This is a genomic window from Leifsonia aquatica H1aii, assembly GCF_000633535.1.
In the GTDB taxonomy this organism is placed as follows: domain Bacteria; phylum Actinomycetota; class Actinomycetes; order Actinomycetales; family Microbacteriaceae; genus Leifsonia; species Leifsonia aquatica_A.
This window is the reverse complement of the sequence record NZ_AYMR01000010.1, coordinates 36,196-58,776: the sequence shown is the minus strand read 5'-3', so window position 1 is coordinate 58,776 and position 22,581 is coordinate 36,196. Positions and strand designations below refer to the sequence as shown.

Genomic DNA, 22,581 nt, shown 5'->3' with positions numbered 1-22,581 from the left:
GTGAAGCGTCCCCAGGGGTACGACCGGCATTCCGCGCCGGAGCAGGCGTCGCCGCCCGCGGCGCGGCCGGGGCCGCGTGCGCCGGAGCCCGAGCGCGACGCGCCGCGGATGCGGGCGGACACCGAGCCCATCCCGATCGTGCCGGCGGTGCCGGATCCGCCGTCGACGCGCGCCGCGCAGCCGTCCGCACCGCAGCCGTCCGCACCGCAGCCGGCCGCGACCGCCGAGACGGCGACGGCCGCCTCCCGCACTCCCGCCGCGTCGCCGTACGACCAGCTGCCCTCGAACCGTGAGATCAGCAAGGCCCTGCGTGCCGCGCGCAAGGAGCGCAAGCGGGTGGAGCGGGGCGAGGTGCGCCGGTTCACCAAGCGGTCGCGCCGTCGCCGCCAGGCCTGGATCGGCGCGGGAGGGGTGCTGGTCGCGCTGGTCCTCGGCGTGACCCTGCTCGCGTTCTCGCCCGTCCTCGCCCTGAAGCACATCGAGGTGGTCGGCGCGTCCCGCCTGGACCCGAAGGCGATCGAGGCGAAGCTCGGCGACCAGCTCGGCACGCCGCTGCCGATGCTCGATCAGGCGGGCATCTCGCACGATCTCGCCGCGTTCCCGCTGATCCGCAGCTATTCGGTGGAGAGCCACCCACCCGACACGATCGTGATCCGCGTGGTCGAGCGGCAGCCGATCGGCGCGGTGCAGAAGGGATCCGCCTTCACACTGGTGGACGCGGCCAAGGTCCCGATCTCGTCGACCGCCGCGCGTCCGGACGGCGTGCCGCTCATCACGGCGGCCGGTGGCTCGGCCGAGAAGGACGCGGACTCGGCGTTCGCGGCCGTCGCCAGCGTCCTCAGCGCGCTGCCCGCCGCCACGCTCGCCCAGGTGGACACGATCACCGCGACCACCAAGGACGACGTCTCGTTCACCCTGCGCGGCAGCGGTGCGACGGTCGTGTGGGGGAGTGCGGAAGACTCCGAGCTGAAGGCCGCCGACCTGGCGGCGCTGCTCGTCGGCGCCGCGGGCGCGAACCACTACGACGTCTCCTCCCCGCACAGCGTGACGACGGGGTGAGGGCGCGATGAGGACGGGTTCGCGGCGCACTTTCCCGACACGCCTGGCCGGTTCCCCCGGGGATGGCCGCGCGCACCTAACGTCGAATTCAGAATTGCATACTCAGCATAACTTTAAGCCTCGACTTGAGGTTGAAGGTTCCCGTGGAGGCCGGACGTGACAGCAAATCAGAACTACCTCGCCGTGATCAAGGTCGTCGGCATCGGCGGAGGCGGCGTCAACGCCGTGAACCGCATGATCGAGCTCGGCCTCCGCGGCGTCGAGTTCATCGCCATCAACACGGACGCGCAGGCGCTGCTCATGAGCGACGCGGACGTCAAACTCGACGTCGGCCGTGAGATCACCCGCGGCCTCGGCGCCGGCGCGGACCCCGAGGTCGGCCGTCGCGCCGCCGAGGATCACGCGGAGGAGATCGAGGAGGCCCTCGCCGGGGCCGACATGGTCTTCGTGACCGCGGGCGAGGGAGGCGGCACCGGCACCGGCGGCGCCCCCGTGGTCGCGCGCATCGCCAAGTCGATCGGCGCGCTCACCATCGGTGTCGTCACCAAGCCGTTCTCGTTCGAGGGCAAGCGCCGCCAGGGGCAGGCCGAGTCCGGCGTGCAGCGGCTCAAGGAAGAGGTCGACACCCTCATCGTCGTCCCCAACGACCGCCTGCTGGAGATCAGCGACCGCGGCATCAGCATGCTGGAGGCGTTCTCCACCGCCGACCAGGTGCTCCTCGCGGGCGTCCAGGGCATCACCGACCTCATCACCACCCCCGGCCTCATCAACCTCGACTTCGCCGACGTGAAGTCGGTCATGCAGGGCGCGGGCAGCGCTCTCATGGGCATCGGCTCCTCCCGGGGTGCGGACCGGGCGATCAAGGCGGCCGAACTGGCCGTGGCATCGCCCCTCCTCGAGGCGAGCATCGACGGCGCCCACGGCGTCCTGCTCTCGATCCAGGGCGGATCGAACCTCGGCATCTTCGAGATCAACGACGCCGCCCGCCTGGTGCAGGAGGCCGTCCACCCCGAGGCGAACATCATCTTCGGTGCGGTCATCGACGACACCCTCGGCGACGAGGTGCGCGTCACGGTCATCGCCGCGGGCTTCGACGGCGGCGAGCCCGGCTCCAAGCCCGTGGTCGACTCCCGTCGCTCGACGTTCGTCGAGGCGGGCTCGGAGGACGCCGCTGCATCCTCCGCCGTGACCGAGGCCGGAGAGGTCGAGGCGCCCGTCGCCGAGACCTGGACCGGTGAGACCCCGGTGACCGAGACCGCCCCCAAAGACCCGGCTTTCGACGACGAGAATGACGACCTCGACATCCCCGACTTCCTCAAGTAGCCCGCTCGCCGAGCGCCTCGCGGCCGTCCGGGCCGGCATCGACGATGCCGCCCGCGCCGTGGGGCGCTCGCCGGCGGAGCTCACCACGATCGTGGTGACGAAGTTCCACCCGGCCTCCCTCGTCCGCGAGCTCGCAGCGCTCGGGGTGCGGGACGTGGGGGAGAACCGTCACCAGGAGGCGCAGGAGAAGTCGGCGGAGCTGACCGACCTTGAGCTGACGTGGCACTTCGTCGGGCAGCTGCAGAGCAAGAAGGCCCGCCAGGCCCGCCGGTACGCATCGGTCATCCACTCGATCGACCGGTTCTCGCTGGTCGATGCCCTGCGGTCCGACGAATCGGACGTCGACGCGTTCGTGCAGCTCAACCTGACCGACGATCCGGCGCGGGGCGGCGTCGCCGACCGCGACCTGGAGCCGCTGGTCGAGCACGTGCTCGACACCCCCGGCCTGCGACTGCTCGGCGTGATGGCGGTCGCCCCGCTGGACGAGGAGCCCGCCCGCGCGTTCGAACGGGTCCGCGCCTCCAGCGACCGCGTCCGCGCGCTCGCCCCAGAGGCCGCGGCCATCTCGGCGGGGATGTCGCAGGACTATCGCGAGGCCATCGCCGCCGGCGCGACACACCTTCGGATCGGGACCGCCATTACCGGGAATCGGCCGGGCGTTGGTTAATCTCGAAGGAGAAGAAGGTTCGCAACACGTGCGTGCGAGGCGTCGACGCACAGTTCTACACGGAGGAAGCGCATGGCCAACCCGCTGAAGAAGACGATGGTCTACCTCGGCCTCGCCGACGAGGAGCTGGAGTTCGACGACCAGCCCGAGCAGGCGCAGCACCAGCCGCGCCGCGAGGCACCCGCCCCCGCGCCCGTCCAGGCCGTCCCGCACCCCGCGCCGGTCGCACCCGTGGCCGGCCGCGCTCCGGTCACGCCGCTGCGCAAATCGTCCACCGCACGGAATGCATCGGTACAGGAAATGAACGAGATCCTCACGGTCCACCCCCGCCAGTACCGCGACGCCCAGGCGATCGCCGAGTCGTTCCGGGAGGGCATCCCGGTCATCATCAACCTCTCTCAGATGAGCGAGGGCGACGCGCGACGCCTCATCGACTTCGCCAGCGGCCTGTCGCAGGGCCTCTACGGGAAGATCGAGCGCGTGACCCCGAAGGTCTTCCTGCTCTCCCCGTCGCACGTGGTCGTCTCCGGCGAGCACGGCGGTGTGGACTCCGAGGTCGACGCCTCCTTCTTCGCCCAGAACTGAATCGGTGGCCTCGCGGCCGCCGACACGACGTGAGCGCACGCCCCCTCGTCAGGGAGGGCGTGCGCTCTCCGTCATACTGGGAGAGTGCTTGCCGTCTCGATAGTCGCGACCATCGCGTACTACCTCCTCCTGATCTACTTCTTCGTCATGTGGGCGCGCTTCGTGCTCGACCTGGTGCGGACCTTCGCCCGGCAGTGGCGGCCGAAGGGCTTCGGTCTGCTGCTGGCCGAGGCGACCTACGCGATCACCGATCCGCCGATCAAGTTCTTCCGGCGCATCATCCCCCCGCTGTCGATGGGGCCCGTCGCGCTCGACTTCGGGTGGAGCCTGACGATGCTCGTCGTGATCATCGGTTTGTACGTGACCCTGGGATTCAGCTGAGCGTCGATCCCTGACGCGGCGCATGCCCCGTTGTAGGGTGGTCGAGCCGACGTGAGCGAGCGCGGCGAAGTGCGCACACCAGGCCCACTTTGCTAGCGTTGGCTGGAAGCAATATCTGTTCGTCTCTTTCAAGATCTAAGGTGGCTTGCCATGGCGCTGACTCCGGAAGATGTAGTCAACAAGCGGTTCCAACCGACGAAGTTCCGCGAGGGCTACGACCAGGACGAGGTCGACGACTTCCTCGATGAGGTCGTGGTCGAGCTCCGTCGCCTGGGCCAGGAGAACGAGGAGCTGAAGCAGCGCCTCGTCGCCGCCGACTCGCGCATCGCCGAGCTGCAGCGCAGCTCCGGCTCGCCCGCGGCGACGCCGGCTCCGGTCGCGGCCGCCCCGGCCGCCGACAACGGCGAGCTGGTCCGCCTCCAGCAGGAGAACGAGGACCTCAAGCAGCGCCTCGCGACCGCGCAGCAGACCGCCGCGGCCGCTGCCGCCGCACCGGTCGCCGTCGCTGCCGCCGCTCCGGCGTTCGCCGCCGACAGCGCGAACGACCCCAACGCGACCAACAACCTCCTGCAGCTCGCGCGTCGCCTCCACGAGGAGCACGTGCGCGAGGGCGTGGAGAAGCGCGACTCGCTCATCGCCGAGGGTCACGCCACCGCCGCCCGCATCGTCGCAGAGGCCGAGTCGAAGCAGCGCGCGCAGATCAGCGCCCTCGACCAGGAGCGCACCCAGCTCGAGCGCCGCATCGACGAGCTCCGCACCTTCGAGCGCGACTACCGCCAGGGCCTCAAGGGCTACATCGAGGGCCAGCTCCGCGACCTCGACGCGCAGCCCGCCGCCGGTGGCGCCGGCTTCGGGCAGAACCGTTCCGCCGCGCCCGTGGGCGCTGGTGTGTCGGCTCCCGTCGCCGCGGACGCCGGCTCGTCGGACCAGGGCAACCAGCCCCCGGTCTTCCCCGGCTTTGGAGGCTAGTCCCTCCCGGCCCTCGGTCAGCGTCCGGGCCTTGGTGATCCTCGGGGTGGTCGCGCTCTGCGTGTACCTCCTCGACCAGATCGCCAAGGTCCTGGTCGTCGCCAACCTCTACGAGGGTCAGCGGGTCGAGGTGCTCGGCCAGCTGCTGCAGTTCAACTTCGTCAAGAACGCCGGCGCCGCCTTCTCGATCGGGAGCGGGTCCACCTGGATCTTCTCGATCGTCGGTGTCGGCGTTCTCGGTTTCGTCATCTGGTACGCGCCCCGCATCAAGTCGGCGGCGTGGGCCATCCTCTTCGGCCTGCTCCTGGGCGGCCTGCTCGGCAACCTGACCGACCGGCTGTTCCGGGAGCCGGGCTTCGGCGTCGGCCACGTGGTCGACTTCCTGCAGATCCCGCTCCTGCCGGCGATCTTCAACCTCGCGGACGTCGCGATCGTGTCGAGCATGGCGCTCTTCCTGATCCTCACCATCCGCGGCGTCGGCCTGGACGGCCGGCGGGCGAGCGAGGACGAGGACGGCGAGGACCAGGACGGCAAGGACGAGGACATCGACGCGGACGTCGGCATCGACGCGCACGCCGAGCGCCAGGACGCCGAGGCGGTGGAGGAGGGCCGGGCGCAGGCGGGCACTGTCGACGCGTCGGCCTCCGCTGCACCGACCGACACCCCGACCGGCGACCACCGCGACGCACCCGTGGACGCCGACCAGCCCGAGAATCCGCAGTCCTAGATGGAGTCGCGCAGCTTCCCCATCCCCGACGGGCTCGAGGGGTCGCGGGTGGACGCGGGGCTCGCCAAGCTCCTCGGCTTCTCGCGCAGCTTCGCCGCCGAGATCGCCGAGGCCGGCGGCGTGACGGTCGACGGCCGGGACGTCGACAAGTCCGACCGGTTGACCGCGGGCTCCTGGCTCGAGGTCTCCTGGCAGCCGCGTGAAGAGGTCAGGATCGTCCCGATCGCCGTCCCGGAGCTCACCATCGTGCACGACGACGACGACATCGTGGTCATCGACAAACCCGTCGGCGTCGCGGCGCACCCTTCGGTCGGCTGGGAGGGGCCTACCGTCCTCGGCGCCCTCGCCGCGGCCGGCTTCCGCATCTCCACCTCGGGCGCCGCCGAGCGTGCCGGCATCGTGCACCGGCTGGACGCCGGGACGAGCGGGCTGATGGTGGTCGCCAAGTCGGAGCGTGCGTACACCGCGCTCAAGCGCGCGTTCCACGACCGCACGGTGGAGAAGATCTATCACGCCGTGGTGCAGGGCCACCCGGATCCGCTCACCGGAACGATCGACGCGCCGATCGGGCGGCACCCGAAGTCCGATTGGAAGTTCGCGGTCGTCGCGGACGGCAAACCGTCGGTCACCCACTACGAGACGATCGAGGCGTTCCCGGCGGCCAGCCTGCTGGAGATCCACCTCGAGACGGGGCGGACGCACCAGATCCGCGTCCACATGTCCGCGCAGCGCCACCCCTGCGTCGGCGACGCGATGTACGGAGCCGACCCGACCCTGTCGGCACGGCTCGGCCTCACCCGGCAGTGGCTGCACGCCGTGCAGCTCGCGTTCGAGCACCCCGGGACGGGGGAGTGGGTCACGTTCGCGACCGGCTACCCGGCCGACCTGCAGCACGCCCTGGACGTCCTCCGCGCCTCCTGACGGCGTCGGAGCGAACGGAGGAGTTCCAGGGCGACTGCCCGCCGATCGCCTCCGTCGCCCGCACGCTGTCGGCGTGTCGTCCGGCATCTCCTCCGTTCGCCGCGCGCGTCCCTCCGGAGGTCCCTGGCACGACGTAGGCTTGTCCCCGACATGAGCGATTCCTTCGTCCACCTCCACGTCCACAGCGAGTACTCGATGCTCGATGGAGCGGCACGCGTCAAGCCGCTGATCGACGCGGCCGTCGAGCAGGGGATGCCCGCCGTCGCCGTCACCGACCATGGCAACATGTTCGGCTCGTTCGACTTCTGGCGCACCGCGACCGATGCCGGCATCAAACCGATCATCGGCACCGAGGCGTACCTCACCCCGCGCACGCACCGCACCGACAAGACCCGCGTCCGCTGGGGCGACGGCGGCGGGGACGACGTGTCGGGCTCGGGCGCGTACACGCACATGACGATGCTCGCGGCGACGACGGAGGGCATGCACAACCTCTTCCGGATGTCGTCGAAGGCGTCGATCGAGGGCTACTACTTCAAGCCGCGCATGGACCGCGAGCTGCTCAGCGAGTACGGCAAGGGGATCATCGCGACCACCGGCTGCCCGTCGGGCGAGGTGCAGACGCGTCTGCGGCTCGGACAGTACGACGAAGCCGTCAAGGCCGCCGCGGAGTTCCGCGACATCTTCGGCAAGGAGAACTTCTACGCCGAGATCATGGACCACGGGCTCGGCATCGAGCGCCGGATCATGAGCGACCTCATCCGGCTGGCGAAGGACCTGGGCATCCCGCTGGTCGCCACGAACGACCTGCACTACACGCACGCCGAGGACGCGAAGAGCCACGCGGCACTGCTGTGCGTGCAGTCCGGCTCCACCCTCGACGACCCCAATCGGTTCAAGTTCGACGCCGACGAGTTCTACCTCAAGTCGGCGGAGCAGATGCGCCAGCTCTTCCGCGACCACCCCGAGGCGTGCGACAACACCCTCGCGATCGCCGAGCGGGTCGACGTGCAGTTCGACACCTCGGCGAACTACATGCCGCGGTTCCCGGTCCCCGACGAGGAGACCGAGCAGACCTGGTTCGTCAAGGAGGTCGAGAAGGGGCTCAACGAGCGCTACCCGGACGGCATCACGCCGGAGGTGCGCAAGCAGGCCGACTACGAGATCGGCGTGATCTCGCAGATGGGCTTCCCCGGCTACTTCCTCGTCGTCGCCGACTTCATCAACTGGTCGAAGCGCAACGGCATCCGCGTCGGACCCGGCCGTGGTTCCGGCGCCGGCTCGATGGCCGCATACGCGATGCGCATCACCGACCTCGATCCGCTGCAGCACGGACTCATCTTCGAGCGGTTCCTCAACCCCGACCGCGTCTCCATGCCCGACTTCGACGTCGACTTCGACGACCGTCGCCGCGGCGAGGTCATCAAGTACGTGACCGAGAAGTACGGCGAGGCGCGCGTCGCCCAGATCGTGACCTACGGCACGATCAAGGCGAAGCAGGCGCTCAAGGACTCCGGCCGTGTGCTGGGCTTCCCGTTCTCGATGGGCGAGAAGCTGACGAAGGCGATGCCGCCGCCCGTCATGGGCAAGGACATCCCGCTCACCGGGATCTTCGACAAGAACCACCCGCGCTACAAGGAGGCGGTGGACATCCGCTCGGTCGTCGAGAGCGACCCGGAGGCCAAGACCGTCTTCGACACCGCGCTCGGGCTGGAGAACCTCAAGCGCCAGTGGGGCGTGCACGCGGCCGGCGTCATCATGTCGTCCGACCCGCTGATCGACGTCATCCCGATCATGAAGCGGGAGCAGGACGGCCAGATCGTCACGCAGTTCGACTACCCGGCGTGCGAGTCGCTCGGGTTGATCAAGATGGACTTCCTGGGTCTGCGCAACCTGACGATCATCAACGACGCGCTCGACAACATCAAGGCCAACCGCGGCGAGGACCTCGTCCTGGAGGACCTGGAGCTCGATGACCGGCCGGCGTACGAGCTGCTCTCGCGCGGCGACACGCTCGGCGTGTTCCAGCTCGACGGCGGGCCGATGCGCTCCCTGCTGCGACTGATGCGCCCCGACAACTTCGAGGACATCTCGGCGCTCATCGCCCTGTACCGGCCGGGCCCGATGGGTGCGAACTCGCACACGAACTACGCGTTGCGCAAGAACGGCCAGCAGGAGATCACCCCGATCCACCCGGAGCTGGCCGAGCCGCTTGCCGACATCCTGTCCACCAGTTACGGCCTCATCATCTATCAGGAGCAGGTGATGGCGATCGCGCAGAAGGTCGCCGGCTTCTCCCTCGGACAGGCGGACATCCTCCGTCGCGCGATGGGCAAGAAGAAGAAGTCCGAGCTGGACAAGCAGTTCGCCGGCTTCGCCCAGGGCATGAACGACAACGGCTACTCGATGGACGCGGTCAACAAGCTGTGGGAGATCCTGCTGCCGTTCTCCGACTACGCGTTCAACAAAGCGCACTCCGCTGCCTACGGCGTCATCTCGTACTGGACCGCGTACCTCAAGGCGCACTACCCGGCCGAGTACATGGCCGCGCTGCTCACCAGCGTCGGCGACTCCAAGGACAAGATGGCGCTCTACCTGAACGAGTGCCGCCGCATGGGCATCAAGGTGCTGCCGCCGGACGTGAACGAGTCCAGCCTGTACTTCGCCGCCGTCGGCGAGGACATCCGCTTCGGGATGGGCGCGGTGCGCAACGTGGGCGCGAACGTCGTCGAGGGCGTGCGCGAGGCGCGCGAGAGCAAGGGACGCTTCGACTCGTTCCACGACTTCCTCTCCAAGGTGCCGATCCACGCCGCGAACAAGCGGACGGTGGAGTCGCTCATCAAGGCGGGCGCGTTCGACTCGCTGGGCCACACCCGGCGGGCTCTGGTCGAGGTGCACGAGGACGCCGTGGAGTCCGCGGTCAAGATCAAGCGCAACGAGGCCAACGGCGATGTCGGGTTCGACTTCGACAGCCTCTGGGGCGACGACGAGCCGGGGCAGGCGCAGCACAACATCCCGGACCGGCCGGAGTGGGGCAAACGCGACAAGCTGGCCTTCGAGCGCGACATGCTGGGCCTGTACGTCTCCGATCACCCGCTCGCGGGCCTCGAGCTGCAGCTGGCGAAGATGGCGAGCACGTCGATCGCGGATCTGGTCGGCTCCGACTCCATCCAGGACGGCGAGACGGTGACGATCGCCGGTCTGGTCACGAGCGTGCAGCACCGCGTCGCCAAGGCGTCGGGCAACCAGTACGGCATGATCACCGTCGAGGACTTCGGCGGCGAGATGACCGTCATGTTCATGGGCAAGGCGTATCAGGAGTTCTCGCCGATGCTCACGGGCGACTCGATCGTCGTCGTGCGCGGCCGGGTCAGTCTGCGCGACGACGGCATGAACCTGCACGCCTTCAGCCTGATGAACCCGGATCTGGGTCCGATCGAGGACAGCAGTCCGCTCCAGATCACCATCCAGGACCGGCGCGCGACACCGGACGTGGTCAGCCGGCTGGGGGAGACGTTCTCCCGGCATCCGGGGGAGAACGAAGTGCGCATCCACCTGGTCACGGGTGGGCGCGTCCGCGTGCTCGGCGTGCCCAGTCACGTCAAGGTCAGCCCGGACCTCTACGGCGAGCTGAAGGGCCTGCTGGGGCCGAACTGCCTGGTCTGAGGTGTGCGGGCTCGCGCCCGGTCCCGTGCTGACGGCCTGGCCCGACCCGGAGGTCCTGGTCTAGCGTTGGGCGCATGAGCGACGGCGTCCGCAACCTGCACGAGGCACTCTCCGGGATCGGCGAGCACTGGCAGCCCCACCGGCTGACCAGTGTCAACGACTACGACGTGAAGGTCGTGAAGCTGCTCGGCGAGTTCGTCTGGCACCAGCACCCGGACACCGACGAGCTCTTCCTCGTGCTGAGCGGCGAGCTCACCATCCGGACCCGTGGGGCGGACGGCGATGTCGTGCTCCGTCCGGGCGATGTGTACGTCGTGCCCCGCGGCGTCGAGCACTGCCCGACGGCCGACGCCGAGGTGGAGGCCGTGCTGTTCGAGCCGAAGGGGACCATCAACACCGGCACGGCCGGAGGCGACCGGACCGCGGAGCTGCGCGAACTGCACTGAACCGCCGAGTCGGTCGGGCCGCCGATTCGGTCGAGCCGCCGGGTCGGTCGCGCCGACGGGCCACCGAGGTCAGTCGAGCTCGGTGGGGCGGTGGTAGCGGCGCTCGTGGTAGAGCAGCGGGGCGTCGTCCTCTCCGAGCTCGCCCTGCTCGATCTGGACGACGACGAGGGCGCTGTTGTGCACGGTGAACCGCTCGATGATGCGGCCCACCACCCACGCCGTGGTGTCCTTGATGATCGGCAGACCGTGCGGGCCGCGGTACCAGTGCTCGCCGTCGAAGCGGCTCGCGTTGTCGCCGGCCAGCTTCTGGGCGGCCCCCTTGTTGCGCACGCCGAGCGTGTGGATGACCACGCGGTCCGTCTCCGCGATGGCGGGCCAGCTGGAGGCCGAGAGCGCCATGTTGAACGTCGCGAGCGGCGGGACGGCCGCGAGGGACGCCAAGGACGTCGCGGTGAAGCCGACGGGGCTGCCGTCCGCGCGCTGTGCGGTGATGATCGCGACACCCGCCGCGTGACGACGGAACGTCTGGCGGAACGCCGCCAGGTCCGGGGTCGCGTCGGAGACGGTGCCGTCGGTGGGGTCGGGGGATGCGCTGTTCATACGTCTACTGCAAGCACCAATCGGCGTCGGGAATTCCTTGTGCGAGAACGGGCACGAGGGAGCGGATAGGCTTGTCGCGCCATGATGCAGACCATCGATCTCCGCGGAGTCCAGCCTACTCGCGCCGCCTTCGAGCGCCTCGTCCCCCGTCCCGTCGTGGACGTCGGGGTGGCGATGCATGTGGCGACCGAGCTGATCGACGATGTGCGCGCGCGCGGCGCCGCGGCCCTGCGCGAGCAGGCGGAGCGGTTCGACGGCGGGACGCCTCCGGCGATCCGCGTCCCGGCCGCCGAGATCGCCGCCGCCGTGGCCGCGCTTCCGTCCGCGGTGCGCGGCGCGCTGGAGGAGGCGATCGCCCGGGTGCGGGAGGCGACCGCGGCGCAGGTCCCGCCGCCGGCGGAGACCCGCATCGGCCAGGGCGCCGTGATCGTGCAGCGTTGGCAGCCGGTCGAGCGCGCCGGCCTCTATGTCCCCGGCGGCAAGGCCGTCTACCCCTCGAGCGTCGTGATGAACGCCGTCCCCGCCCAGGTGGCCGGCGTCTCGTCCATCGCACTGGCGAGCCCGCCGCAGCGCGGGTTCGGCGGGCGGGTGCACCCGACCATCCTCGGCGCGGCCGGGCTGCTGGGCATCGACGAGGTCTACGCGATGGGCGGCGCCGGCGCGATCGGTGCGCTCGCCTGGGGCGTGGAGGACATCGGTCTCGACCCGGTGCAGGTCATCACCGGTCCCGGCAACATCTACGTCGCCGCCGCCAAGCGCGTCGTGCGCGGCCAGACCGGCATCGACTCCGAGGCCGGCACCACCGAGATCCTCGTGATCGCCGACGACAGCGCGAACCCGCGGTACGTCGCCGCCGACCTGGTGAGCCAGGCCGAGCACGACGAGGCTGCCGCCTCCCTGCTGGTGACCGACAGCCCGGAGTTCGCGGAGCGGGTCGCCGCCGAGCTGGAGCGGCTGGCCGGTGCGACCCGGCACAGCGAGCGTGTCCGCACGGCGCTCGCCGGCCCGCAGTCGGGGGTCGTCCTGGTGGACGACCTCGCGGCGGCGGCCGCGTTCAGCAACGCCTACGGCCCGGAGCACCTCGAGATCCAGACGGCCGACGACGACGCCGTGCTCGCCGGCATCCAGAACGCCGGAGCGATCTTCCTCGGCCCGAGCGCACCCGTGAGCCTCGGCGACTACCTCGCCGGCTCCAACCACGTGCTGCCGACCGGGGGACAGGCGCGGTTCTCGCCCGGACTCGGCGCGTACTCCTTCCTGCGGCCGCAGCAGGTCATCCGATACGACCGGGATGCCCTGCGCGACGTCGCCGACCGCATCGTCGCGCTCTCGGGCGCCGAGGACCTGCCCGCGCACGGCGAGGCGGTCACCGCACGCTTCACCGGCTGAGGGCGGGGAGACCGGTAGAATCGGGGCATGTTCTGCCCCTTCTGCCGCCACCCGGACTCCCGCGTCATCGATTCCCGGACAAGCGACGACGGTCTCTCGATCCGCCGCCGCCGGCAGTGCCCCGAGTGCGGGCGCCGGTTCTCGACCACCGAGACGGCCAGCCTCAGCGTGATCAAGCGCAGCGGCGTGGCCGAGCCGTTCAGCCGGGAGAAGATCATGCTCGGCGTGCGCAAGGCGTGCCAGGGGCGGCCGGTGACCGACTCCGACCTCGCCGTGCTCGCGCAGAAGGTCGAGGAGACCATCCGCTCGACCGGCGCCTCCCAGATCGAGGCGAACGAGGTCGGCCTCGCGATCCTGCCCGAGCTGCGGGAGCTGGACGAGGTCGCCTACCTGCGCTTCGCCAGCGTCTACCAGGGCTTCGACTCCCTCGACGACTTCGAGGAGGCGATCCGCCAGCTGCGGGTCGCGCACCACGGCGAACCCGCGGACGTGCAAGCCTGAGCCGGGCGCGCCCGGCCCGTCCGGGGAACCGGGCTGAGGCCACTCGCGCCGCCTGAGTTCGGCGCACGGTATTCTCGTACCGGCATGTATCGCACACTCTTCTCCCTCGTCCTCTCCAAGCTCGACCCCGAGCGCGCCCACCACCTGGCGTTCGTGGTCATCCGGGCGCTGCCGGTGGTCGGGCTCGGCGGCCTGGCCCGCCGGTTCACCGCGGCCGACCCGTCGCTCGCGGTCGACGCGCTCGGACTCCGCTTCGAGTCGCCCTTCGGCGTCGCCGCCGGTTTCGACAAGGACGGCGAGGCGGTCCTCGGACTGGGCGCACTCGGCTTCGGGCACGTCGAGGTCGGCACGATCACGGCGATCGCCCAGCCCGGCAACGACAAGCCGCGGTTGTTCCGGCTCATCCCGGACCGCGCCGTGATCAACCGTATGGGCTTCAACAATCGCGGGGCAGGCGTCGCCGCCGACCGCCTGTTGCGGGTCCGCCGCGCGCGTCGCCGGCCGGTGCTCGGCGTGAACATCGGCAAGAGCCGCGTCGTCGCCGTCGAGGATGCCACGGCGGACTACCTCACCAGCGCCCGTGCGCTCGCCCCCGTCGCCGACTATCTCGTCGTCAACGTGAGCTCCCCGAACACGCCGGGGCTGCGCGGCCTGCAGGAGCTCGACCTCCTCGCCCCGCTGCTGACCGCCGTCCAGGAGGTCGCGGGACGGAAACCGCTGCTGGTGAAGATCGCCCCCGACCTCACCGACGAGCAGGTCCAGCGGATCGCCGAGCTGGTCGTGCGTCTCGGCCTGGCCGGCATCATCGCGACCAACACCACGATCGCACGCGACGGCCTGCGCACCGACCCCGCGGTCGTCGCGGCGGCGGGAGCCGGCGGACTCTCGGGCGCGCCGCTGGCCGACCGCTCGCTCGAGGTGCTCAGACTCATCCGCGCGACCGTTCCGGCCGAGCTCTGCGTCATCTCGGTCGGCGGGGTCGAGACGGCGGAGGACGTGCAGGAGCGCCTGGACGCCGGGGCCACCCTGGTGCAGGGCTACACCGCGTTCCTCTACAGCGGCCCGCTCTGGGCCCGGCAGATCAACCGCGGGCTGCTACGCCTCCGGCGTGCCCTGGTGGAAGCGTAGGCGCCAGCGGTCGCCGCTGCGCTGCCAGAGCGAGCTGCGCAACGTCGCACCGCGGGCGTCCGTCGTCCGCGCGGTGAGCAGCACGACGCCGTCGGCGATCGTCTCGATCGCCAGCACGTCGAGCCCGACGGCCTCGGACTCCTCGCCGGACAGCGCCTGGACGGTGTCGTCCCGGCCCCAGAGCCGGCCGGAGCGGCCGATCTCGGCGAACGCGGGATGCAGCAGACCGGCGACCCGCGACGCATCGGAGCGCACGGCGGGGTCGAGGAGCTCGCGCTCCAGGCGCACCACGACCTCCTCGTCGGTCTCCGCCACGGCGAGGTCGCCGAAGATGTCGAGCTCGAGCGCGTCGTCCGCCTCGACGGCGGGCCCGGGCGAAACGGCGCCGGACGTCGATGCAGGGTCGGGAACAGGGGCGGGAGCAGGAGCGGCGGTCGGCTCCGGCGGAGCCTCGCCCGCATCAGTGCGCGCCGCGTTCGGCCAGCCCGGCCCGATGGGGATGGCGTCGCCCTTCTGGTACGCCGTCGCGACCGCGCGGGCACGGACGTCCGCGGCCTCATTGAGGTCGTGGCCGGCGTGGCCCTTCACCCACTCGAAGGTGTAGCGACGGCCCTGGAGGGCACGGTCCAGCCGCTCCAGCAGTTCGCGGTTGAGGACGGGAGCGCCGTCCGCCTTCCGCCAGCCCTTGCGCTTCCAGCCCGCCATCCATTTCGTCACCGCATTGATGACGTACTGGCTGTCGCAGAGGATGCGCAGGTCGTCGTCGAGGTGGGCCGTCGACTCCAGCAGATCGATGACGGCCATCAGCTCGCCCTGGTTGTTGGTGCCGTGCGGCCAGCCGCCGGCGGACCAGCGGTCGTCATCCACGTACCAGGCCCAGCCGGCCGGACCGGGATTGCCGAGGGCGGAGCCGTCGGCGGCAACGACGATCGTCACGTCAGGCGGGGTACTGGCCGCGCTTGACCTGCGGCTTCGGGAGCCGCATCACACGCAGCTGCAGCGCGCGCATGGCCGCGTACCAGCGCAGGCCGCGCTCGAGCTTGTCGGCGCCGTACTTCGCCGCGATGCGCTTGCGCACCAGGAAGCCGAGCACGATGCAGTCGAGCACCGAGATGAGGAAGAAGGCCCAGAGCGCGAACAGCGCCCATACCTGCAGGAACTGCCACGGCAGGAAGCTCAGGACGATGATGACCAGCATCACCGGGATGAGGAACTCGCCGATGCTGAATCGGGCGTCGACGTAGTCGCGGACGTAGCGCCGCTGCGGTCCCCGGTCGCGCTGGGTGAGGTAGCGCTCGTCGCCGTTGGCCATGCCGATGCGCGCCTTCTCACGCGCCTCCGCCTGCTTGGTGCGCGCATTGCGTGCCGCCTCTTTGCGGTCGCCGGGCACCAGGGGGCGCTTGCGGGCGGCCTCCTGCTCGCGCCGGGAGGGCGTCGGCGCGCCCTTGCCCTGCGTCAGTCGCTCTGCCGTCTCTTCGGGGGTCTCGACGATCGGCGTCTCCGCCTCGGTCGCCGGGTGGTCTCGTTTCGCCAACGCTCAGCCTTCGGTTGTGGGTCACTTAAGATTACCCGCATGACAGACTCCCAGACGTCTTCCGACCAGTATTCGACGCCCGCGGACGATCCTGCGGGCGAGGAGCGGGTCCGCACGGCGGTCGAGACGGGGCTGCCGTCCACGGTGGCCGACCTCTCCCGCCTCGTCCGCATCCCGTCCGTGTCGTGGTCCGCGTTCGACCCGGCCCACGTCCGCGCCAGCGCCGACGCCGTCGCCGCGCTGCTGCGCGACACCGCTGTCTTCGAGAGCGTGGAGGTGAAGCAGGCGCCGATCGAGGGCGACCAGCTCGGTCAGCCCGCCGTGCTGGCGACCCGCGCGGCGCGCAACGGCCGGCCGACCGTGCTGCTGTACGCGCACCACGACGTGCAGCCGCCCGGATCGGATGACGACTGGGACACCCCGCCGTTCGAGCCGACCGTGCGCGGCGACCGCCTCTTCGGTCGCGGTGCCGCGGACGACAAGGCCGGCGTCATGGCGCACGTCGCGAGCATCCGCGCGCTGGTCGAGGCGCTCGGACCGGACTTCGACCTCGGGCTCGCCGTCTTCATCGAGGGTGAGGAGGAGTTCGGCTCCCGCTCCTTCGCGAACTTCCTGCACGAGAACGCCGCCGCCCTCGCCGCCGATGTGATCGTCGTCGCGGACTCCGACAACGTCGATGTGAACACGCCTGCCCTCACCGTCTCGCTGCGCGGCAACGTGACCTTCCGTCTGGCCGTCTCGACGCTCGAGCACGCGTCGCACTCCGGCATGTACGGGGGAGCGGCGCCGGACGCCATGCTCGCACTCGTGAAGCTGCTGGCGACCCTGCACGACGACAACGGAGAGGTCGCCGTCGACGGCGTCCTCTCCTACGACGGCGCCGCGGAGCCGCCGCACCTCAGCGACGAGCAGTTCCACGAGGAGGCCGCCCTGCTGCCGGGCGTCACCCCGGTGGGCACCGGGCCCATCCTGTCGCGCTTGTGGTCCAAGCCGACGATCACCATCACGGGGATCGACGCGCCGAGCGTGGCCAACGCCTCCAACACCCTGCTGCCGAGCGTGGCCGTCCGCGTGAGCGCCCGCGTCGCGCCCGGGCAGCCCGCGGCCGACGCGTACGCGGCGCTGGAGCGGCACCTGCGCGCCCACGCGCCGTTCGGCGCTCACATCGACATCAGCGATGTGGACACCGGCGAGGCGTTCCTCGTCGACACCGCCGGCTGGGCGGCGACCGAGGCCAAGCGCGCGATGGCCGATGCGTGGGGCGCCCCGGCCGCGGAGACCGGCGTCGGAGGCTCGATCCCGTTCATCGCCGACCTCGTGCGCGAGTTCCCGGCGGCGCAGATCCTCGTCACGGGCGTGGAGGACCCCGACTCGCGGGCGCACAGCCCGAACGAGTCGCTCCACCTCGGCGTCTTCGCGCGCGCGATCCTGTCCGAGGCGCTCCTGCTGGCGCGGCTGGACCGCCGCGCCGACTGAGCGCCGTCTGAACGTCTGGACAGCCTCCCGGCTTTCCGACGTACAATCGACGCAGATTTCGCAATCAGAAGTCCCCTTTTCGTGTGAGGAGTTCCATGACCGACACAACGCTGACCGTCCCCAAGGCGCACGGCGTCGGCCTGACCGAGGCCGCAGCAGGCAAGGTCAAGAGCCTGCTCGAGCAGGAGGGCCGCGACGACCTGCGTCTGCGCGTCGCCGTCCAGCCCGGCGGCTGCTCGGGTCTGATCTACCAGCTGTACTTCGACGAGCGCATGCTCGACGGCGACGCGACGGTGGACTTCGACGGCGTCGAGGTCATCGTCGACAAGATGAGCGTGCCCTACCTGGACGGCGCCGCCATCGACTTCGAGGACACCATCCAGAAGCAGGGGTTCACGATCGACAACCCCAACGCGACCGGATCCTGCGCGTGCGGAGACTCGTTCCACTGAGCCGTCCATAGCACAGAAACACATCTCGGGCCGCCCCTTGTGGGCGGCCCGTCGTGTTCGGATCGGGGTGCCAGTCGGAGTAGGGTGGGTAGAGCCACATACAGTTGCATGTGAATCGTACAGTTGCATGTGAATCGTCCAAGAGTCACTCGAAAGGTCACCGGTGCGTCACAATCGCCGTCTCCGATGGGCTGCCATCCCGATCGCCGCGACGCTCGTCGTCGTCCTCGCGGGATGCACGCAGGCACAGCTGAACGGATTCCTCCCGGGATTCGTCGAGGGCGAGCAGCCCGTCACCAACCACACGGAGCGCATCAGCGGCCTGTGGGTGACGAGCTGGATCGTGCTCCTGATCGTGGGTGTCATCGTCTGGGGCCTCATCGTCTGGGCGGTCATCGTGTACCGCCGCCGCAAGGGCCAGACCGGACTGCCGGTCCAGCTGCGGTACAACATGCCGATCGAGATCTTCTACACGATCGTCCCGCTGATCCTGGTGCTCGGCTTCTTCGCCTTCACCGCCCGTGACCAGAACGCGATCGAGAAGCCCTACGCGCACCCCGACCTCACCATCCAGGTCTACGCCAAGCAGTGGGCGTGGGACTTCAACTACGTCGACGACAACGTCTACGACCCGGGCATCCAGGTGCAGCCGGACGACTCCAACGCCACGCCCGGCTCGGTGCAGGAGGGGTCCATCCCGACCCTGTACCTCCCCGAGAACAAGAAGATCACGATCCAGCTGGACTCCCGCGACGTGATCCACTCCTTCTGGGTGCCGGCGATGCTGTACAAGAAGGACGTCATCCCGGGCAAGACCAACTACATGTACTTCGAGACGACGGGCCGCACCGGCACCTTCGTCGGCAAGTGCGCCGAGCTCTGCGGCGAGTACCACTCCGCGATGCTCTTCAACGTGAAGATCGTCCCGCAGGACGTGTACGACGCTCACATCCAGAGCCTGCGCGACCAGGGGTACGAGGGCCAGCTCGGTTCCGAGTACGACCGCAACCAGAACCTGCCCGGAACGGGCGCACCCAAGGGCAACGAGTAGGACACACCGATGACGACGACAGCACCGGCGCCTGGGGCGACCACCGCTCCCGCGCCGAAGCCCACAATGCTCACCGCCAATGGCATCGAGCGCAAGGGCAACATCCTCGTGAACTACATCACGTCGACGGACCACAAGACGATCGGGTACATGTACCTGATCTCGTCCTTCGTGTACTTCCTCATCGGCGGCGTGATGGCGCTCATCATCCGTGCCCAGCTCTTCGAGCCGGGCCTGCAGGTGGTGGCCACCAAGGAGCAGTACAACCAGCTCTTCACCATGCACGGCACGATCATGCTGCTGATGTTCGCGACGCCGCTCTTCGCCGGCTTCGCCAACGTGCTCATGCCGCTGCAGATCGGCGCCCCCGACGTGGCGTTCCCGCGTCTGAACGCGCTGGCCTACTGGTTCTACTCGTTCGGCTCGCTGATCGCGGTCGCCGGATTCCTCACCCCGCAGGGTGCGGCCTCGTTCGGCTGGTTCGCGTATGCGCCCTTGTCGAGCACGACCTTCTCACCGGGGATCGGCGGCAACCTCTGGGTGCTCGGCCTCGGTCTCTCGGGCTTCGGCACCATCCTCGGCGCGGTGAACTTCATCACCACGATCATCACCATGCGCGCCCCGGGCATGACCATGTTCCGCATGCCGATCTTCACCTGGAACACCCTGGTGACCTCGATCCTCGTGCTGATGGCCTTCCCGGTGCTCGCCGCGGCGATGTTCGCCCTCGCGGCCGACCGCGTCTTCGACGCCCACATCTACGATGCGGCCAACGGCGGAGCCCTGCTCTGGCAGCACCTGTTCTGGTTCTTCGGCCATCCCGAGGTGTACATCATCGCGCTGCCGTTCTTCGGCATCGTCTCGGAGATCTTCCCGGTGTTCAGCCGCAAGCCGATCTTCGGGTACAAGACCCTCATCTACGCGACGATCGCGATCGCGGCCCTCTCCGTCACGGTGTGGGCGCACCACATGTACGTGACCGGCTCGGTGCTGCTGCCCTGGTTCTCGCTGATGACGATGCTCATCGCGGTACCGACCGGTGTGAAGATCTTCAACTGGATCGGCACCATGTGGCGCGGGTCGCTGACCTTCGAGTCGCCCATGCTGTGGTCGATCGGCTTCCTGATCACCTTCACCTTCGGTGGTCTGACCGGTGTCATCCTCGCGTCGCCGCCGCTGGACTTCCACGTCTCCGACACGTACTTCGTCGTGGCGCACTTCCACTACGTCGTCTTCGGAACCGTCGTGTTCGCGATGTTCGCCGGCTTCTACTTCTGGTGGCCGAAGTGGACGGGCAAGATGCTCAACGACCGACTGGGCAAGTGGCACTTCTGGCTGCTGTTCATCGGCTTCCACACGACCTTCCTCGTGCAGCACTGGCTCGGCGTCGTGGGCATGCCCCGTCGCTATGCGACCTACCTGCCGTCGGACGGCTTCACCTGGATGAACCAGCTGTCCTCGATCGGTGCCGGCATCCTGGCGATCTCGATGATCCCGTTCTTCGTGAACGTGTACCTGACCGCGCGCAACGCGCCCAAGGTCACGGTCAACGACCCCTGGGGCTACAGCCGCTCGCTCGAATGGGCGACCAGCTGCCCGCCGCCGCGCCACAACTTCACGTCGATCCCGCGCATCCGTTCGGAGTCGCCGGCGTTCGACCTGAACCACCCGGAGGCCGGCATCCCGATCGGTGTCGGCGGCGCCAAGGACGCCCCGGACGCCCCCGTGCTCGACGTCGCGAACAACGAGGTGAAGTAGCCCATGAGAGCCAATGCCATCCTCTTCTGGATCCTCTCGATCTTCTTCATCCTCTCCGCGGTGGTCTACACCGTGTGGAGCCTCCTCGACCCGATGCACCAGAAGGTCGAGTGGGTCGGAACCGTCGCGCTCGTCCTGAGCGCGATCCTGGCGGCGTTCATCGCCTTCTTCATCGGCCGTACGCACGCCTCGCAGGGCGGTGAGCTGCCGGAGGACCGTCTCGACGCCAACATCGACGACGGCGACCCCGAACTCGGGCACTTCAGCCCGTGGAGCTGGTGGCCGATCGCCCTCGCCACCGGGGCCGCTCTGGTGATCCTCGGTCTGGCCGTCGGATTCTGGATCTGCTTCATCGGCGTCGCGTTCAGCCTCATCTGCATCGTCGGCTGGGTGTTCGAGTACTACCGCGGCTACTTCGCCCGCTGAGCCTCGCGCACGCGCTGTACGACAGGGCCGTCTCCTTCGGGAGGCGGCCCTTTCGCGATCCCCGGGGCTGCGCGGTGGTCAGTCCGATGGCGTGTCGAGCTGCTCTATAGTCACACCACGTGAGTATCATGGATACATGACCATAGAACTGCGGGAACCGTCGTTCCTCCTTCTGACGGCCCTGGCGGACGGGCCCAAGCACGGCTACGCGCTCCTGTCGGAGGTGGCCGAGCTCTCGGGCGGCCGGCTTCGTCTGAAGGTCGGCTCGCTGTACGCGATGATCGAGCGCACCGAGGCGGCCGGTCTGGTCGTCCATGTGCGCGACGAGGTCGTCGCAGGCCGCCTGCGACGCTATTTCGACCTCTCCGACGCGGGACGGGAGCGTTTGCAGTCCGAGGCCGCACGGCTCGCGGAGAACGCGCGGCTGGCGACGGAACGCCTCCGGCGAGGACCGCGGCTCGCGATCGTGGGAGCGGGCGAATGAGCCGCGAACTCGAGACGACGTACCGGCGCGCGCTCCGCTGGTACCCCGCGACGTGGCGGGCGCGGAACGCGGACGCGCTTCTGAGCATGCTGCTCGACCGGGCCGAGGGCGAGGGGCGCTCGGCACCTGCCCCCGGGGAGCTGTTCGATCTCGCCGTGCACGGCATGGGAGCCCGCCTGGAAGCGGTCCTGCCGCGGAACGTGCGCTCGGGTGCTGCGACTCTCGCGCTCGGTTACGGGGCGGTGTTCTCGGTCTTCCAGCTCTGGACGAGTTGGTGGGCGCCGCTCTCGCCGGGCACGGCCTGGCTGCGATCGCAGGCGCCGGACGTCAACACGTTCGGACCGTTCCTGAGCCCGGGGGTCGTACTCACCGCGCTCTGGGTGCTGGCGCTTGCACTGGCGTTGACGGGCGCCACGCGGAGCGCCCGCGTGTTGCTGCTCGTCAGTGCGGCGTGCGCTGCGCTGCTGCCGACGATCAACGCAGTGGTCCCGGGCTGGGATGGCCCGAGTACCACGAACCTGCTGTTCTTCGGGCTGTCCGCGCTCATCGCCGCCTCTGCACCGTCGCGCCGCGGGATGCTCGTCATCGGCCTGCCGGCCTGGATCTTGCTCTTCGTCGGTCTCGCGGCGGCGAACCGGATGCTGATCCCCGACTACCCGTACGACCGGCAGTTCTGGATCATCTTCGCCGCGCGCATCCCACCGTCCGTGCTGGTGGCCTCGCTGGCGCTGATCGTCGTACTCCTGCTGCTGGCCCGCAAGCCGGCCGCGGTGCCGGTCTTCGCCATCGCCGTCACGCCGTGGGTGGGCTGCTGGTACGCGGCGACGCTCTCGGACAACCCGTCCGGGGCGCTCTCGTGGGGTATCGCGGGCGCCTTCGCCCTGGTCGTGCTCGTCCTCGTCGCGCTCGGGCTCCGCCGTGCGGGCCTCCGCGTCTCCATCGAGCGCCGGAGCGTGAACGGACGGGCCACCCGCGGCTGAGCCGCGGCCTCCATCCGGCGAGACGCGCCGTCGGGGCGGGTGCGCCGGCGGCGTGTCT

Annotated in this window: 23 protein-coding genes; 20 read left to right on the top strand and 3 right to left on the bottom strand. The window is 69.7% G+C overall.

The annotated features are described in order from the left end of the window. The 10 genes from U870_RS0112005 (at position 1) to U870_RS0111960 (ending at position 10,744) form a co-directional block, all read left to right on the top strand. Positions 1-1,059: an FtsQ-type POTRA domain-containing protein gene (locus tag U870_RS0112005; protein WP_029947514.1), complete on the top strand. Its 1,059-nt coding sequence runs from the start codon at positions 1-3 to the stop codon at positions 1,057-1,059. Positions 1,060-1,215: 156 nt separating this feature from the next. Then, the gene (gene ftsZ / locus U870_RS0112000) at positions 1,216-2,382 is read left to right on the top strand and encodes a cell division protein FtsZ (RefSeq protein ID WP_025157630.1); all 1,167 of its coding nucleotides are present in this window, start codon (positions 1,216-1,218) and stop codon (positions 2,380-2,382) included. Then, a complete protein-coding gene (locus tag U870_RS0111995) occupies positions 2,348-3,049 on the top strand; it encodes a YggS family pyridoxal phosphate-dependent enzyme (RefSeq protein WP_025157629.1) in 702 nt (233 codons plus the stop codon). Before ftsZ ends, U870_RS0111995 begins: the two co-directional genes overlap by 35 nt. A gap of 72 nt (positions 3,050-3,121) precedes the next feature. Beyond that, complete coding sequence (locus U870_RS0111990; protein ID WP_025157628.1) at positions 3,122-3,634, top strand: cell division protein SepF; 513 nt, start codon at positions 3,122-3,124, stop codon at positions 3,632-3,634. An 84-nt stretch (positions 3,635-3,718) separates the two neighbouring features. Continuing rightward, positions 3,719-4,015 (top strand): YggT family protein, encoded by a 297-nt coding sequence (locus U870_RS0111985; protein WP_025157627.1) that lies wholly within the window; start codon positions 3,719-3,721, stop codon positions 4,013-4,015. A 150-nt stretch (positions 4,016-4,165) separates the two neighbouring features. Continuing rightward, positions 4,166-4,984: a DivIVA domain-containing protein gene (locus tag U870_RS0111980; protein ID WP_025157626.1), complete on the top strand. Its 819-nt coding sequence runs from the start codon at positions 4,166-4,168 to the stop codon at positions 4,982-4,984. 34 nt (positions 4,985-5,018) lie between these two features. Then, on the top strand, positions 5,019-5,711 hold the full coding sequence (lspA, locus tag U870_RS0111975; protein ID WP_240183692.1) for a signal peptidase II: 693 nt from the start codon (positions 5,019-5,021) through the stop codon (positions 5,709-5,711). Then, entirely contained in the window at positions 5,712-6,632 is a 921-nt protein-coding gene (locus U870_RS0111970) for an RluA family pseudouridine synthase (RefSeq protein WP_025157624.1), read from the top strand. It abuts the gene before it with no gap. 150 nt (positions 6,633-6,782) lie between these two features. Beyond that, entirely contained in the window at positions 6,783-10,298 is a 3,516-nt protein-coding gene (gene dnaE, locus U870_RS0111965) for a DNA polymerase III subunit alpha (protein ID WP_025157623.1), read from the top strand. Positions 10,299-10,372: 74 nt separating this feature from the next. After that, positions 10,373-10,744, top strand: a complete 372-nt coding sequence (locus U870_RS0111960) for a cupin domain-containing protein (RefSeq protein WP_025157622.1) — start codon at positions 10,373-10,375, stop codon at positions 10,742-10,744. A 69-nt stretch (positions 10,745-10,813) separates the two neighbouring features. On the opposite strand, the gene U870_RS0111955 is transcribed toward U870_RS0111960, so the two are convergent. Beyond that, positions 10,814-11,344 (bottom strand): flavin reductase family protein, encoded by a 531-nt coding sequence (locus tag U870_RS0111955; protein ID WP_025157621.1) that lies wholly within the window; start codon positions 11,342-11,344, stop codon positions 10,814-10,816. 81 nt (positions 11,345-11,425) lie between these two features. Between U870_RS0111955 and hisD the strand changes: the two genes are divergently transcribed. From hisD to U870_RS0111940, 3 genes are all read left to right on the top strand, one after another. Then, positions 11,426-12,733, top strand: a complete 1,308-nt coding sequence (gene hisD / locus U870_RS0111950) for a histidinol dehydrogenase (protein ID WP_043710016.1) — start codon at positions 11,426-11,428, stop codon at positions 12,731-12,733. A 27-nt stretch (positions 12,734-12,760) separates the two neighbouring features. Continuing rightward, positions 12,761-13,234 (top strand): transcriptional regulator NrdR, encoded by a 474-nt coding sequence (gene nrdR, locus U870_RS0111945; protein ID WP_025157619.1) that lies wholly within the window; start codon positions 12,761-12,763, stop codon positions 13,232-13,234. Between the two features lie 84 nt (positions 13,235-13,318). Then, a complete protein-coding gene (locus U870_RS0111940) occupies positions 13,319-14,362 on the top strand; it encodes a quinone-dependent dihydroorotate dehydrogenase (protein WP_025157618.1) in 1,044 nt (347 codons plus the stop codon). Here U870_RS0111940 and U870_RS0111935 read toward each other — a convergent pair. Together U870_RS0111935 and U870_RS0111930 are read right to left on the bottom strand one after the other, a co-directional pair. Continuing rightward, on the bottom strand, positions 14,330-15,298 hold the full coding sequence (locus U870_RS0111935) for a ribonuclease HI family protein (RefSeq protein WP_025157617.1): 969 nt from the start codon (positions 15,296-15,298) through the stop codon (positions 14,330-14,332). The genes U870_RS0111940 and U870_RS0111935 overlap by 33 nt on opposite strands. 1 nt (position 15,299) lies before the next feature. Further along, positions 15,300-15,896 carry a DUF3043 domain-containing protein gene (locus tag U870_RS0111930; RefSeq protein WP_025157616.1) on the bottom strand — a complete coding sequence of 199 codons (597 nt, stop codon included), beginning with the start codon at positions 15,894-15,896 and terminating at the stop codon, positions 15,300-15,302. 39 nt (positions 15,897-15,935) lie between these two features. On the opposite strand from U870_RS0111930, the gene U870_RS0111925 reads away from it, so the two are divergent. The 7 genes from U870_RS0111925 to U870_RS23160 all read left to right on the top strand — a co-directional run bounded on the left by U870_RS0111925 (position 15,936) and on the right by U870_RS23160 (position 22,523). Continuing rightward, a complete protein-coding gene (locus U870_RS0111925; RefSeq protein ID WP_025157615.1) occupies positions 15,936-17,372 on the top strand; it encodes a dipeptidase in 1,437 nt (478 codons plus the stop codon). A 95-nt stretch (positions 17,373-17,467) separates the two neighbouring features. Then, positions 17,468-17,824, top strand: coding sequence for an iron-sulfur cluster insertion protein ErpA (erpA, locus tag U870_RS0111920; protein ID WP_025157614.1), 357 nt, complete (start codon positions 17,468-17,470; stop codon positions 17,822-17,824). Between the two features lie 163 nt (positions 17,825-17,987). Then, positions 17,988-18,875 (top strand): aa3-type cytochrome oxidase subunit II, encoded by an 888-nt coding sequence (gene ctaC / locus U870_RS0111915; RefSeq protein ID WP_025157613.1) that lies wholly within the window; start codon positions 17,988-17,990, stop codon positions 18,873-18,875. A gap of 9 nt (positions 18,876-18,884) precedes the next feature. Beyond that, complete coding sequence (gene ctaD, locus U870_RS0111910) at positions 18,885-20,633, top strand: aa3-type cytochrome oxidase subunit I (RefSeq protein ID WP_025157612.1); 1,749 nt, start codon at positions 18,885-18,887, stop codon at positions 20,631-20,633. Positions 20,634-20,636: 3 nt separating this feature from the next. Then, positions 20,637-21,059 carry a cytochrome c oxidase subunit 4 gene (locus tag U870_RS0111905; protein ID WP_025157611.1) on the top strand — a complete coding sequence of 141 codons (423 nt, stop codon included), beginning with the start codon at positions 20,637-20,639 and terminating at the stop codon, positions 21,057-21,059. 136 nt (positions 21,060-21,195) lie between these two features. Continuing rightward, positions 21,196-21,543 carry a PadR family transcriptional regulator gene (locus U870_RS0111900; protein ID WP_025157610.1) on the top strand — a complete coding sequence of 116 codons (348 nt, stop codon included), beginning with the start codon at positions 21,196-21,198 and terminating at the stop codon, positions 21,541-21,543. Continuing rightward, complete coding sequence (locus U870_RS23160; protein ID WP_025157609.1) at positions 21,540-22,523, top strand: hypothetical protein; 984 nt, start codon at positions 21,540-21,542, stop codon at positions 22,521-22,523. Before U870_RS0111900 ends, U870_RS23160 begins: the two co-directional genes overlap by 4 nt. The last annotated feature ends 58 nt before the right edge of the window (positions 22,524-22,581 follow it).

Bases quoted from the DNA above. Each gene is read 5' to 3' on its own strand.
- U870_RS0111940 (WP_025157618.1), top strand. From the start codon at position 13,319: ATGTATCGCACACTCTTCTCCCTCGTCCTCTCCAAGCTCGACCCCGAG.
- U870_RS0111900 (WP_025157610.1), top strand. From the start codon at position 21,196: ATGACCATAGAACTGCGGGAACCGTCGTTCCTCCTTCTGACGGCCCTG.
- U870_RS23160 (WP_025157609.1), top strand. From the start codon at position 21,540: ATGAGCCGCGAACTCGAGACGACGTACCGGCGCGCGCTCCGCTGGTAC.
- ctaD (WP_025157612.1), top strand. From the start codon at position 18,885: ATGACGACGACAGCACCGGCGCCTGGGGCGACCACCGCTCCCGCGCCG.
- U870_RS0111955 (WP_025157621.1), bottom strand. From the start codon at position 11,344: ATGAACAGCGCATCCCCCGACCCCACCGACGGCACCGTCTCCGACGCG.
- U870_RS0111970 (WP_025157624.1), top strand. From the start codon at position 5,712: ATGGAGTCGCGCAGCTTCCCCATCCCCGACGGGCTCGAGGGGTCGCGG.
- U870_RS0111990 (WP_025157628.1), top strand. From the start codon at position 3,122: ATGGCCAACCCGCTGAAGAAGACGATGGTCTACCTCGGCCTCGCCGAC.
- hisD (WP_043710016.1), top strand. From the start codon at position 11,426: ATGATGCAGACCATCGATCTCCGCGGAGTCCAGCCTACTCGCGCCGCC.
- U870_RS0111980 (WP_025157626.1), top strand. From the start codon at position 4,166: ATGGCGCTGACTCCGGAAGATGTAGTCAACAAGCGGTTCCAACCGACG.
- U870_RS0111995 (WP_025157629.1), top strand. From the start codon at position 2,348: ATGACGACCTCGACATCCCCGACTTCCTCAAGTAGCCCGCTCGCCGAG.
- nrdR (WP_025157619.1), top strand. From the start codon at position 12,761: ATGTTCTGCCCCTTCTGCCGCCACCCGGACTCCCGCGTCATCGATTCC.
- erpA (WP_025157614.1), top strand. From the start codon at position 17,468: ATGACCGACACAACGCTGACCGTCCCCAAGGCGCACGGCGTCGGCCTG.
- U870_RS0111960 (WP_025157622.1), top strand. From the start codon at position 10,373: ATGAGCGACGGCGTCCGCAACCTGCACGAGGCACTCTCCGGGATCGGC.
- dnaE (WP_025157623.1), top strand. From the start codon at position 6,783: ATGAGCGATTCCTTCGTCCACCTCCACGTCCACAGCGAGTACTCGATG.
- U870_RS0111905 (WP_025157611.1), top strand. From the start codon at position 20,637: ATGAGAGCCAATGCCATCCTCTTCTGGATCCTCTCGATCTTCTTCATC.
- U870_RS0111925 (WP_025157615.1), top strand. From the start codon at position 15,936: ATGACAGACTCCCAGACGTCTTCCGACCAGTATTCGACGCCCGCGGAC.